10 protein-coding genes and 1 pseudogene are annotated in these 14,102 nt (G+C 43.4%); 2 read left to right on the top strand and 9 right to left on the bottom strand.

Going from position 1 to position 14,102, the window contains the following annotated elements:
- On the top strand, positions 1-678 hold the full coding sequence (locus tag C8D84_RS02190; RefSeq protein ID WP_045454647.1) for a HupE/UreJ family protein: 678 nt from the start codon (positions 1-3) through the stop codon (positions 676-678).
- Positions 679-971: 293 nt separating this feature from the next.
- On the opposite strand, the gene C8D84_RS02185 is transcribed toward C8D84_RS02190, so the two are convergent.
- From C8D84_RS02185 to C8D84_RS02165, 5 genes and pseudogenes are all read right to left on the bottom strand, one after another.
- Positions 972-3,290 (bottom strand): ESPR-type extended signal peptide-containing protein, encoded by a 2,319-nt coding sequence (locus tag C8D84_RS02185; protein WP_170108255.1) that lies wholly within the window; start codon positions 3,288-3,290, stop codon positions 972-974.
- A 456-nt stretch (positions 3,291-3,746) separates the two neighbouring features.
- Complete coding sequence (locus C8D84_RS02180) at positions 3,747-4,889, bottom strand: M14 family metallopeptidase (RefSeq protein WP_109589699.1); 1,143 nt, start codon at positions 4,887-4,889, stop codon at positions 3,747-3,749.
- 572 nt (positions 4,890-5,461) lie between these two features.
- Positions 5,462-5,588: pseudogene (locus tag C8D84_RS14005) on the bottom strand (phospholipase D-like domain-containing protein); the annotation flags it as partial.
- A gap of 113 nt (positions 5,589-5,701) precedes the next feature.
- Positions 5,702-6,127, bottom strand: coding sequence for a hypothetical protein (locus C8D84_RS02170; protein WP_109589695.1), 426 nt, complete (start codon positions 6,125-6,127; stop codon positions 5,702-5,704).
- A 467-nt stretch (positions 6,128-6,594) separates the two neighbouring features.
- A complete protein-coding gene (locus C8D84_RS02165; RefSeq protein WP_109590066.1) occupies positions 6,595-7,245 on the bottom strand; it encodes a glutathione S-transferase in 651 nt (216 codons plus the stop codon).
- Positions 7,246-7,431: 186 nt separating this feature from the next.
- Between C8D84_RS02165 and C8D84_RS02160 the strand changes: the two genes are divergently transcribed.
- Positions 7,432-7,782 (top strand): DUF3817 domain-containing protein, encoded by a 351-nt coding sequence (locus tag C8D84_RS02160; protein ID WP_109589693.1) that lies wholly within the window; start codon positions 7,432-7,434, stop codon positions 7,780-7,782.
- Positions 7,783-7,936: 154 nt separating this feature from the next.
- Here C8D84_RS02160 and fhuB read toward each other — a convergent pair whose 3' ends face one another.
- The 4 genes from fhuB to C8D84_RS02140 form a co-directional block, all read right to left on the bottom strand.
- Positions 7,937-10,105 carry a Fe(3+)-hydroxamate ABC transporter permease FhuB gene (fhuB, locus tag C8D84_RS02155; protein ID WP_228244426.1) on the bottom strand — a complete coding sequence of 723 codons (2,169 nt, stop codon included), beginning with the start codon at positions 10,103-10,105 and terminating at the stop codon, positions 7,937-7,939.
- Positions 10,102-11,097: an ABC transporter substrate-binding protein gene (locus C8D84_RS02150; RefSeq protein ID WP_109589691.1), complete on the bottom strand. Its 996-nt coding sequence runs from the start codon at positions 11,095-11,097 to the stop codon at positions 10,102-10,104. Before C8D84_RS02150 ends, fhuB begins: the two co-directional genes overlap by 4 nt.
- 151 nt (positions 11,098-11,248) lie before the next feature.
- Positions 11,249-12,013, bottom strand: coding sequence for an ABC transporter ATP-binding protein (locus C8D84_RS02145; protein ID WP_109590062.1), 765 nt, complete (start codon positions 12,011-12,013; stop codon positions 11,249-11,251).
- A 614-nt stretch (positions 12,014-12,627) separates the two neighbouring features.
- Positions 12,628-14,016: a Na+/H+ antiporter NhaC family protein gene (locus tag C8D84_RS02140; RefSeq protein WP_109589690.1), complete on the bottom strand. Its 1,389-nt coding sequence runs from the start codon at positions 14,014-14,016 to the stop codon at positions 12,628-12,630.
- Between the last annotated feature and the right edge of the window lie 86 nt (positions 14,017-14,102).

The raw sequence follows: 14,102 nt of genomic DNA, 5'->3' as shown, positions 1-14,102 counted from the left end.
ATGACAACAGACACAGCCAAAACGATGACACGCAAAAACCTCTTCCAAAAAACCACCATAATCAGTGGCTTAGCGCTGTTATCGTTACTACCAACACTCGCGTTTGCTCACCCTGGGCATGGCTTGATGGCAGCAGATGGCTCATTTGGCCTTTCAATATTGTCTGGTATGTTGCACCCTTTAACTGGGTTCGACCATCTGATGTTAGCGTTGGGCATGGGGATGCTATTTACTCAAATGCACAGCTTTAAAAAAGGCTTTGTAGCACTGTTAATTGGTCTAGTAACAGGATTTTTACTGAGTTTAAGTGTGAGCTTGAATAGCCTGTTTATTGAATACGGTATTCTACTCTCTATCGTACTCCTGACCATGGCACTTATGAGCCGCTACTTTAATGTGGCATTGAATCAAAACCACGAGATGTCCGTCAAAACCGTGTATAAATTCTTAATCATTGGCTTTGGTGCGCTTGCTATGTTCCACGGTGCTGCTCATGCAATCGAAGTGCCTGCAAACAGTAATACCGCTGGCTTCTTTACGGGTATGATTGTGGCCATGCTAGGTCTATATACTATCGGCAAAGGATTTGCCACTTATCTAAACACTCACCTGCAAGACAGCTTGATTATTCAACGTGTTATAGCTGTTGTCGGTTTATGCGGTGTGCTGTTAGGTTAACTTTGTTAATTTATACACAGAGTTATTTAACACGGTAGTAAGTTGAAGTGTAATGCACGCAGGTGACATTATCTAAATTGCCTTGTGACATTGCCTTATGCCCCTGAGCTTATGACAGCTCTTAAAGAAACTCTTAAAGAAATAAGGCCGCTCAAGCGACCGCTTAGCTCACAGCAGGATTAGCATTCAAAAAGGTTTGGGCTATAAGAAGCTTTAGATAATAAGTATGAAATGGTCATCAGAAAAAAAGGACAAATTAATGTCCTTTTTCTGGCTTTTGGTTTACTCAATGCTTACCAGCTAAAGCCCATACCCATGCCACCAGAGTTCTCATCTTTCGTGAAAGCACCACCGAGACTAAAGCTGGTATTGGGATTAATGACACGCTGATACCCCAATGAGACCGCTTGCTCGGAGCCCTGAAACCCTGCGCCCACGCCTATACGGTTCTTACCTTGTAGACCTGACGTGCTGGTTGCCATGTTTAACATCGCAGCACTCATCGCACCTTGACGATCAAAACGATCATCAATTTCCTTAAAGCGCTGTCCATTGTCTTGCAGATAATTGTGAATAGAGTCATTTAGAGCATTAAATTTAGTATCAGTATAAGTGTTCGAGGTTTCGATAGCGCTTGTTTTTGCGTCTTGTAACTGACTGACATTGACTGCGTCATTATCAGCGGTACCATTAGCAACATTGATAATCTGACGTTGGTTAAGATCCGAACCAACCGACACTGTGTTTTCACGGTTAGAGCTAGAGTCATTGCCGAGTACCACGGCGTTTTTTGCAGTAGTATTGACATTATTACCGAGCACAAAAGTATTGTCGCCAGACACGGTATTATTATTGCCCATACTATAGCTGTTATTGCCACTGACCGTACTTGGATCGCCAATCGCACCTGAATGATTTCCAGTCACTTTATTACCAGTGCCAATGCTGATAGCTTGCTCGCCGATTGCTTGAGCACCATCTCCCATTGCAATAGATTGCTTGCCCTGCGCCGCCGCATTAGCGCCTAAAGCCATTGCGTTGTCTCCACTAGCAATCGCTTCTGCAGACGTACCACCATTGATGCTTAGGTATTTATGCTGTGCAGCAATGTCCTGTTTAACGCTCAATACCTGATCATTCGTATAAATTTGTGACGATGCTAGAGTCTCGGTGGCTTTGCCATCGGTGTAGCCTTTCGATGCGGTTAAAGTTTCAGTTGCTTTGTCGTCGGTGTAACCTTTTGATGCGGTTAAAGTTTCAGTTGCTTTGTCGTCGGTGTAGCCTTTTGATGCAGTCAAAGTCTCGGTTGCTTTGCCGTCGGTATAACCTTTTGAGGCAGTTAAAGTTTCAGTTGCTTTGTCGTCGGTGTAGCCTTTTGATGCAGTTAAAGTTTCAGTTGCTTTGTCGTCGGTGTAGCCTTTTGATGCAGTCAAAGTCTCGGTTGCTTTGCCGTCGGTATAACCTTTTGAGGCAGTTAAGGTTTCGGTTGCTTTGTCGTCGGTGTAACCTTTTGATGCGGTTAAAGTTTCAGTTGCTTTGTCGTCGGTGTAGCCTTTTGATGCAGTCAAAGTCTCGGTTGCTTTGCCGTCGGTATAACCTTTTGAGGCAGTTAAGGTTTCAGTCGCTTTGTCGTCGGTATATCGTTTATTTACCGCATCTGTATCATTTGTTGCATCTGCCACGTTAGTGATACGTTTTTCGAAACCCTTGCTACCAACTGAAATCGTATCTCTTTCATCTGCAATGGAGAAACTACCTATGGCGGTTGCGCCTGTCGCAGTGGCTTGGCTATTACTGCCAAACACGCTACTGTCTGTACCTGATGCGGTATTCTGATAACCAACTGCAACACTGTAGTCACCCTCTGATGTATTTTCAAAACCGACGGCACTACTGTCTTCACCTGATGCTGTATTTTCAAAACCGACGGCACTGCTATTTACATTCGAGGCGGTATTTTTATAGCCAATTGCACTGCTATTTATGTTCGATGCCGTGTTGTTATAACCAAATGCACTACTATAACCTTCTGAGGCGATATTATTAGCTCCTATCGCACTGCTATTGATACGCGATGCGGTATTGTTATAACCAACGGCACTACTGTACTTAACTGATGCTGCATTATTAGCGCCTAACGCACTACTATAATCACCTGATGCTGCATTAGTATAACCAACCGCACTGCTATAAATACCCGAAGACTCATTAGAAATACCTGTTGCGCTGCTATAACTGCCCTTTGCTTTATTTGCATAGCCTAGCGCAGTAGCTTCACTCAATGCTTCATTATCAATACCTAAAGCACTGCTATTGAGACCGTCTGCTGTATTATTTATTCCACAGGCTACTGCAATTACACCTGTTGCCGTACTTCCTCCAGAGACAGGATCCGTTACGCATACCACGCCTGCCCACACTGTCGAGCTACTGATCGCTGCGATACTGAAGGCAAGCCCTTTTAGAGTCAACATCTTATAGTCATTTGAGCGAGCTATCAGGGCGATAGTGCCAGTCGCGCCGCTAGTCTTACCAGCGCTCTTAGTATTTTCAGACACCACCACTATACAACCTAGTGATTGACTCCAAATCTTTTTAAATACTTTATTCATAGCTCGCTCCATAAGTCCAAAAACTACTCGTTGATAAAATCAAGGCTATCTATTTCACTTACTATGCCACTTACATTAACCATGCTCATAAATGACAACTGTCATTTATTAAAACATAAAGCTAACATACCTGTATATTTATATTAAAGGATATTTAATATTCAGGGCTGTCTTAGATAAGTAAAATAATCTGGGATAGTTTTATGGGAAAAGAGCGTTATGAGCAAAATTCGCCCACCCAAACGCTCACAGCACAGTTAGCATAACGATTGTTATATCGGTAAGAGTGAGCGCGTCCGGTAGGATTGCAAGTGCCGTTCTGGCACTCGCAAGGTCTGGCAGCAGATCAACCTGATGGCGTATCTAAGGAAATTTGGAATGGCATAGAGAGTGTTGAACAAGTAATCCTTGAGTGGATGGACTGATTTCATAACCCAAACAATCCACCTAAATGATTCACTCACGTAAATCATCCACGACTGCCAACATAGCCACTAATGAGGCTTCCCCTAATTTCATAGAGCGCTCTGGTGACCAACCTGTATCCGCATCGGGGACATTATTGTTGTCTATAAATGGCATCTCCAAGGTATTGGCAAGGCAGTCAAAGCGTTCGGCAACCCAGTGAGTCGCAAGCGTCATATTCGCTGTACCCGGTGCATCTACGTCATAGCCTTCTTCCGTCTGAAAGTCAGCACTGGCGATCTTTAACACTTCTGAGAATCTATCGCGTAGACGTGCGAGGCGGTCACTATAATTTGGTGTACCCTGCGAGCCAGCAAGGAACACAAAAGGTATTTCTTCATCACCGTGTACATCATAAAACAGGTCAACACCCGTCTCTTCCATTTTATTAATGACATGAAAGACTTCTGGGCTGGTTTCCAAACTTGAATTTGACCAAGCACGGTTTAGGTTAGTCCCAACTGCATTAGTACGCAGATGCCCGCGCACGCTGCCATCTGGGTTCATATTGGGCACGATGTAAAAGTTAGCTTTATCTAATAATAATTTACCCGTGGCATTATCACCATCTAACAGGCTATGCAATAGACCATCGACCAACCATTCAGCCATCGTTTCACCAGGATGTTGACGTGCCGTAATCCAAATATTGCGTTTAGGCGCATCGCTATTGCTAGCGCCATCACTAATTTTGACTAAGGTTAAATCACGCTTATCAAGGGTTTCTCCCAAATGCTCTAACGTGACCAAAGGATGCATTTGTACTGCTGCTAATAAATCTTGATGACGCTCATCACTGTAAGGGGCAAAAAAAGCAATTTGAATGGTTTCACATTCCAACTCTGCCGTTATGGTTAGTTTGCCGTCTTTATAAGAGGTGGGCAGACGAAACCAATAGTCGCGATCGTACGACGCCACCGCTTGGTAATTCTCCCACCCTGCAGGAAATGCCGCATCCCCTGCATTCATGATATTGAGCACATATTGCTCGCCAACCTGACCTGTCAGGCGAAAATTAAACCATTGAAAAAACTCGCCACCGACGTCCGGACGAATAGCCAATTGGATATTTTTTTTATCTTCTAAATTAATAACCTCAATATTACCAGCATCGAAATTAGCAGTGATATGCATAAATTCTCCTTAATTATTTTTTAGATATCTTAGTGAGTATTTGTAAAGTACCTCAGCATAAACGATTAAAAACAAGCAGGATAGAGACGCTAACAAATCATCTTAAAAAATAGTAAAAATAATGATTAATAGTTGTAGCACCGCTGCTTTTTTTAATTAAAAGAACGTAAAAACATTCCAAGCACTATGTCACATAGTCACATAGTCACATAGTCACATAGTCACATAGTCACATAGTCACATAGTCACATAGTCACATATAGCATTAGCCAATTTTTTATATTTATCACATTACTGAATGAATGTGCCAGATATTGGATATTATAGCTCATGATCCTATATAGCACTGTTCATCATATATAGTACTATTCTCTATAGCTACAAAAGCCACTCAACTGGTAACCACCCTACTATCGTCAAGATAATATTACGCAGGGCACTTTGTCCAGGCTCCGAGATGCTCATCGATCCAGTATAGGAATCGATCCAGACGAGCCTTCCATTACGCTGCTCTACTCGCCAAGTGAGACCAACCATGTCCTCGTCAAATGCTTTGTGCAGTTTCTGTGCCATCTGTTCACTGTTGATCATTAAACCCATTTCAGTATTGAGCGCAGTCGAACGGGGGTCAAAATTGAACGAGCCAATAAAAATGCGCTTTCCATCTACCGCAAAGGTTTTTGCGTGAAGGCTGGCTTTTGACGATCTGAACGCTCCTAGATGGTCAGCGGGTGCACCAGACGCAGCTTGGCTAAGTAGCTCAAAAAGGCTGACGCCACTTTCAAGCATAGCCTTGCTTTGTTATTATTTTATTAGCTAGCGAGCTGAAGCTTTTTTACGTTACCCATAAGTGCGCTAAGATTTTTCTCAAGCTTACTTTTTTCTAGCTTCATTCTAACGACAACCTTAATAATCTCATCAGCTATCTCCTTATTGCCTTCAGCCACTGCCTGCTGCAATGCTAGGCCTTCACGCATAATAGCAACCCTTAAAGGCTCGATCTTATAAATAATACGGTTGATAGATTTATGCAGATCCGACTGTCTATAGCACTCTTTTACCTTAGATGATTTATATAAGAGACTATTTTTATCACTTTTTGCGCGGGCTAACGTCTCGATATAATCAGCCGCTATCTTGTCAGCATAATCATCTTGAATACCAACCTCTAAAATATTTTTTACTAATATGATATCGATTTTTTCTAATTCAGTCTCTTTAATGGCACTTTTTAACATTTCAAACAGTCCTTCGTAAATGTTGGGATTAGGGATGAATTAAGTGGTTATCGCATATAAAAAGCAAAGCCATCGGCGTCACTATAATTAGCACGTGGATTCGTTGTTTGCGCACTCTTATATTCATACTCGTATAAAAGTTACTTTAACAACCATGCCAATCAATTCGTAATAGAGGTCACTCAAGAATATTTATATAATGATACACTTATGTTCATTCTAACCTAAGAGTACAAGTGTACACAATAGGCATTCAACTCTTTTGATATAAAGGTTATGAAAAGCGGCTATCAAACCACCATAGATTGATATTTATTTTGAGAATAGTACTGTTGAGGTCTATCAAAATGATGAGGGTAGACAACTCCCTCACTATTAGAGATTGTTTAATGACGCGTGGATTCTTGCTAGACATATCTAAAATAGATTGATGAAATATTTACAAAGAAATGAGTGAGCCACTTTTGCTAAGAAGGGAAAATCACTGGCTCATCGCCATCTTGCCAAGGTTGAAACTTGGTCATGGCTTGTATAAATAATGGATGCGCTAGCCAGTTTTTTAGCCATATTTGCAGTTTAGGATAAGGCAAACTGTAAAAAACGTCGCGATCTACATGAGCAAATTGGCGGACAAATGGCATAATGCCGATATCGGCAATGGTCACACTGTCTCCTAGCAAATAAGTATTTTTAGTAAGCAACTCTTCTAAAATCTGTAGAAATGCTTCTCCTTTTTGCCGATATTCTGTTTGGGTCATTTCAAGATGACGGTCAGCATATTTATAGCGATCTAGCCAATACTTAAACTCCTGATCGTTTTGCTCAATTAACGTATTACCTTGATGCAAAGTCTTAGGGTTCATCAGCTCTTGTGGAACTTGCTGTTCAAGCGCCCACTCCATTATTTCCCGACTCTCTTCAATCACAACACCATCAGCGAGTTGTAAAACTGGCACGGTGCCTTTTGGGCTAATCGCTAGCATGTGCGCAGGCTTATTTTTTAGCGTTATCTCCCGTAGCTCTACTGGCAACTCGGCAAACAACAGACCGAGACGCGCGCGCATGGCATAAGGACAGCGACGAAAAGAGTAAAGACAAGAAAGGGAGTAAGCAGTCATATATTTTTTCACAGTTAAAACGAGATCAGTAGCCTTAGAATCACTGACATCAAGAGTCATTTAGTTTCGTTACTGATCTCTATTAAGGGTTGGTAAAATTAATACTTCAAAGCATTGAACAAAGCCAGTATCATAGCGACATTGAAAAACCCTTACCTTATTTATTATAAACAAAAGGAAGATATAGTGTCGCAGGCTCAGACAACTATCACAGAAACACCTCATCTCACAAAAGATCAGAACTCTGTATTAAAGATTCTTACGATCATGGGTTACTTAGAAGGTACGTCCTTCTTATTATTACTTTGCATCGCCATGCCGCTAAAGTACATGATGGGTATTGCAGAAGCGGTCACCTATATAGGGATGGCTCATGGCGGATTGTTCATCGCGTATATTTTAATCCTGTTGATAGCCACCACCAAAATCAAAATGCCGCTTTGGGCGATGCCAGCAGGGGTACTCGGATCCTTTTTGCCCCTTGGTCCGTTTATATTCGATCATTTATTAAAAAAGAGCTTGAATAAAAAAGATTAAAACCCCTCAAAAGTAATGTCAAATGACTTACTGAATATGACGAACATTGGTGATTTTAAGATATAGCGCTATTTAAGCGCTGGACGGTATGTATTAATGACTGATCATGATGGCTGATTATAGTTATTCGTCAGTCATTAATTTCCTATAAAAACTATTCACTTACTGCGACTGGCACTTTACGAATCAGCCATAAAAAGTACGCACCACCAATGATAGCCGCAATCGTACCCGCAGGCAGCTCATAAGGGAAAATGACATAACGCCCAATCCAGTCTGCTATTACCATCACCCCTGCGCCTAACAAAGCCGCTAATGGCAATTGGCGCTCAAGCCTTACCGCACCGAGTGACGTCGCCAAATGTGGCACCATTAGACCAATGAAACTCAATGGCCCAACCGCAAGCGTACTGGCAGTACTTAGCGCCGCCACCAACACCAATAACGCGAGTGTCACTGGTGTCACTGCTACCCCCAAATTACGAGCGACTCCCGTACCCAAACCAAGCACTCTTAAGGGTTTGATAAGCAGTAAGCTGAGGGCAAATAGGATGAGAGCAATGCCGATAAGATACCACACCGTGCTAGGCTGAGCGCTATAAGTGGTTCCCGATAGCCAGCTAAGCATCGCCTCTAAACGAGGGTCGCCAGACAGCTTGACCATGTGCATCACCCCATCCATCATCGCGGCAATACCGATACCGACCAGCAATAGATAGCCAGAGCTTACCTTGCGTGCCAGCCAAATCACCAGTAATAACACAGCCATCGCTCCTGATAATCCTGAGATTAATAAAGTACCAGCTCCGGCAGATAGCCCTAAGCTTGGTAGCAGTAAAAACCCTAAGATAACCCCAAGCGCCGCGCCCGAGCTCACACCCAATACTTCTGGACTTGCCATCGGGTTGCGGGTGAGCGTTTGCAATAACACACCAGCAATGGCCAACATCAGACCCGTTGCCGCTGCGCTCAAACTGCGCGGTAGCCGATACTGCTGGGTGATCGCCCAATCGGTACTTAGTCCCCAGCCACTGACGTCTTGGACAAAAACACAGGCAACTATAATTATCATTACCACGCCAAGACCCCAGCGCCACCATGCCACAGGTGCATGCTTGCCCGTTAGCATTGGAGTCACTGTTTCTATCCGCTCGCGGCGCTGACGCAAAATCAGCCAGATAATCAGTGGTGCACCAAGAATACCTGTCATTGCCCCTGCTGGAATTTGCATATTTAGGATGGGTTCGAGTAATAAAGCAACATTGCTAGTCAGCCATAAAAGCAGCGCCCCTAAGACAAAGGCTGCAAGCAGACGTTTGCTAATAGAAGCAACTCCCAGCGCATTGACCAGACTGGCAGCGCCAAGACCGATAAAACCGATTAGACCAACTTCGCTAACCACCAAAGCGGTAACAACTGCCACAATAAGCACCACCAATGCACGGATACCGTTAATCGGCACGCCCAAGCGCTTGGCTTGTGAGTCATCGAGACTCATCAAGGTTAATGGTTTTAACAAGGGTAGACAGACAACCGCCATCACGACGGCCGTTATCGCTAGCATCGTACTGGTATGCCAGCTATTCTGTGCCAAAAATCCCGCCGCCCACGACAGCATACCATTACTACGTTCAGCAAAAAACAACACCAAAACATTGGCAACGGCGGCAAGTAGAATGTTTACCACCAAGCCTGCCAATATTAAAATGAGCGGATTAAAACGACTGGGTGCTGACAATACAAAGACCAGTCCCATGCTAATCAGCGCGCCGACAAAGGCCACATAAAGTCCGCCATAAATCGCTAAGCTTGGCAAAAACAAGGTCACAATGAGCATGGCCAATTGTGCACCAACGCCGACGCCCAATGTGGTGTCTGACGCCAATGGATTTTTGACCAATTGCTGTAGCAAAATACTGACAACCCCAAGCAGACCACCTGCCAATAGCGCCACTATGCTGGTCGCCACTATATGCAGCTGCGTTGCAAGACTGATAATATCCAATTGCGAGCTTGGAATAAACAAGTCACTGAGTGGGCGTGTCCACTCTTGATTGATTAATAACCATGTGCTCCATACTGACAATATTACAAGGATAATCATTACTGCCCAGATGCGCCATGTATCTGCAAATACCGAAGGTGATTTCCGAGGTAATTTTGGTGCTGGATTGGGAGGTTTTTGCATGAGCTTAGAGTGTTGCTCTGATGGTTTTTTCAATGTGGGCGACTGAGACGCTGCAAGTGAAGTCATAGGTTTGACATAATCAGTAATATTATTGGTATGAGAGTGATGAGTCTGTGCGGCAGTATTGATAGTCATGATGCTGCCCCACCTTTTAATGTCACTGTTGATAAATTATTTGCCAAGCCGACCAGTGACGACATGCCACCATAAATCCATATGGGTGGCAGCTCACCCACGCAGCGCTCGTCGCCATAGCCTAGACGCTGCCAAACCAAACTGTCTTTAATCTCAGCTCGGGTTATCGGGCTTAAAGGGTCGATGATTAATAGGCAGGTCTCATCATCCAATTGAGCCAAGTCGCCCATTCGAATGGGGACAAACCCCCATTGATTGCCTTTGCCTAATACATCAAGCTCTTTGCCCATCTGACTTAGCACGGGCTGAAACAAACTATTTTTGACATACATACGCATGTTATTAGCATCAGCAAACTGTACAACGGCAAATCTCTTTACTTTTGGATAGCGCTGCTGCAGACGCTCACTTGCCAGTTTGATATCTTTCTGACTTTTTATAATATAGCTTTCAGCCAAGGCTGGTTCATCAATTAGCTGTCCCAACTGACGAGTCGGCTCAGTATAATCTGCCCAAGTTGCAGTATCACCTTTAGCGGCGAACATGATCGACTCAGAAGGCACATCTTCATAGAGATTGCGGGCATGCTCATAAAAGAAGTTATCGACGACCAAATCGACAGGCAATTGGGCAACCAATTCCGCATTAGGCTGATAGCGAATGCCCAAATCAATGATTGAGGTTGGCAATTCAGGCGTACCTACCCATCTGTCCCACACCCTCGCATCACCCGTCGCTATCGGGGGGTAACCCATAGCGGTCAAGGTTGCCGCATTGCCCCAATCAGGTGAGACTATATTGATGTTAGCGTTATCTGCATTGCCCACTTGAGCGTCTTTTTGTGACGTTATTGGTTGGTGACAGGCGGTCAGTGTTAAGCTTGCTATAAGCGGCAACCACTTATATTTACTGATAGTGAGATTTGAGCCAGCTTTTATACAAGGTTTTATGGCTATTAAAGAGAACAGATATTTATAAAGAGCAGGAAACATAGCGGCCTATCTTTTGCGCGAATAAGAGAAAATAAGAAATGAAAAAGATGAGGCAAATACTAGGGCATGCCCTCATTTTAAAAATAGTTATAAAAATTTAACCATTTTTAGCCTACTTATTCATTTTCGTTCAGATTGATGATATGCCCTACTACGCAACGGCGACTGGCTGCCCCGTTATAGGATGACTAAGCAGCTGCATATCGACGTTAAAAATCTTGTGCAATACTGTCGGTTGCATGGTGCTGCCGATATCACCATTATGGCAAATACGACCGTTTTTTAAGGCGATAACTCGATCCGCATACTGCGCGGCCAAATTAATATCATGCAAAATAATAACCACACTCAAGCCCTGCTCATCCACCAAACGACGTATAAGCTGGATAACTTCAAGCTGATAGTGCATATCAAGCGCGGCTAATGGCTCATCAAGTAATAAATATCTGGTGTCTTGTGCCAGACACATAGCAAGCCAAACGCGAGCACGCTCACCACCTGAAAGCGTGGCCGTAATGCGGTCAGCGAACGCCTCTGTTTGGGTGATGCGCATGGCTTCTATTACTTTATCTTTGTCCATTTGGTTGGGCTTTTGCAGCCATTTTTGATGCGGATAACGTCCTAGCATGACCAGCTCACGTACTGAAAACCCAGCGGCTTCTGGTAGTTGCTGTGGCAAATATGCCATTTGTCGTGCTAGCGCTTTGCTACTGTAATCACTGATACGGCGCTCATCCAAGCTGATGCTACCGCCACTACTCATCATCTCGCCTGCCAGCGCTTTGATTAAAGTCGATTTTCCTGAACCATTATGTCCAACCAAAGCGACCAATTGGTTGCTATCAATCTCACAGCTTACATTGTCTAGTAAGGTATTACCTTGGCGACTGATGGTCAATTGGTTTGCACGTAACATATCGGTACTCATCATTAATTTAAATCGTTGTGTTTATATTGGACAGCCAATAAAAACCGATTTTACTCGTAAACGATAATAAAAACAATTATCATTAACTTAAAATACCATTCTTTTTATTTCCGTTCGCTGTTGCTTGGAAGTATATATACGACCCATTTTTTTTATCTGTGACAAGTAACCCTTAAATACAAGCATAATTCTTTATCATTTTTGAACTCGCACAAACCATTATTCATATCAATGAAGAACACTTCGATGAGTTAAGATAAGCTGATTGGGTTTTTATTCGTTTTTATTTCTTTAATCACCGAAGAGCTGTCGAATACCAACGTCAGTAACGGCTATCTATGCCGAAGCGATGACTGTACAAGTATTATTGAAAGAAACAAAAAAACGTCTGCTCAATCTCTTGAACAAACGTTTTTAATCCCCTGTACACCACCTACTATTCAACTTAGCAAGCTGCAAATCTGGTATATCGTACTCAACACCTATCAGCTTGTCTCAAATGATTGCAAGGGTATAAATAAAAACTAGGGCTTGTTATGTTGTCTTAGAAGACACAAGCCCTAGCGTTTTAATGCAGAGTTTAGAGACAAAAGTTTTTTAGGTCACTGACTCTTGAGTCGGCTGATGGTAATTCCCGTAAAACCAAACAATATCGTTAGTAACAGCGATAAATAACAGAAGAACGCATAAGGCAGATAATCAAGCACGGGCACGCCTAATGCTTGGCTGATAAACACGCCGCACACACTCCAAGGCACTAGAGGATTGATGACCGTACCTGCATCTTCAATGGTACGAGACAGATTCTTAGGATGTAAATTCAAACGCTCAAACGTCGGACGAAAGGCAGTACCAGATAATAAAATACTCAAATACTGCTCGCCAATAAGCACGTTAATACTCAGAGCAGACATGGCAGCGGCAAATATGGCGCGTCCTGATGTGGTTAATGTGTATTTAATCCCTGATAACAGTGCTGGCAAAATACCCAATGCTGTGAGCAAGCCACCAAGACTGAGTGCCAATATCACAATCGCTTGAGTGAAGAACATACTCTGCACACCGCCACGCGATAGCATACCACCGACTTCACCCAGCTCTAACGATTCAGCTGGTGCATAGCCTGCAAATAAATAGCCGCCTAATTGTCCAAAGCTCGGCGAGCTGTGCAAATAAGTAATAATCAATGCTGCCACAATGGTACAGATAATCGTATAAATGGCATTGACACGAAAAACCGCCAACCCAACCAGTACCACAAATGGCAATACCGCATAACCATGTACCAAGCCACTTTCAATTAACTGACCTTGCAATACGGTTACTTGACTCAAGTCAGAGCCTGCGGTCTGCCCAGAAAAAAACCAAAAAATAATGACCGTGAGTATCCACGCTGGTACCGTGGTATACATCATATTGCGAATATGCTCAAACAAATCAATACCCACCACCGATGAAGCAATGGTACAGGTGTCTGATAACGGCGACATTTTATCACCGAAAAACGCCCCTGAAACCACCGCACCAGCCGCAATCGCCACGTTGGCATCAAAGGCATTGCTCATACCAATAAAAGCCACGCCCAATGTCGCCGCGGTGGTCAAACTACTGCCCAAGGCAATACCAATAATGGAGGTCAATACAAAGGCTGAAATGTAATAATACTCTGGCGATATCAACTGAAAACCAAAATACATCAGCGTTGGAATAGCACCAGACATCATTAAAGCGGCGACCATCAAGCCAATAAAGAAGAATAGATAGATCGCACCGATACCACGCATGACACCCGATGCCATTTGCGCTTGCATGTCATCAAAGGTCAAGCCTTTAAACAGACCAATGCCCAGCAAGACACAAATGGCGAGTATCAATGATAAATGCGGTACCCAGCCAAAACCTATCATGGTAACGCCCATAATAGCGATGACAATGGCAGAAATCATAAATGCCAGTTGAGGTGAAATTTGGGTTAATATTTTTGGAGGCATCACACATCCTTAGCTTGCCAGTCAAATCTGGCGTTAGGGTTGGCTTTGAGTCGGACAAGTTTAATGAGTTGCAATAGCGATTGCTA

The organism is Psychrobacter immobilis (assembly GCF_003148585.1).
GTDB lineage: Bacteria > Pseudomonadota > Gammaproteobacteria > Pseudomonadales > Moraxellaceae > Psychrobacter > Psychrobacter immobilis.
This window is presented reverse-complemented; position numbering and strand designations above follow the sequence as displayed.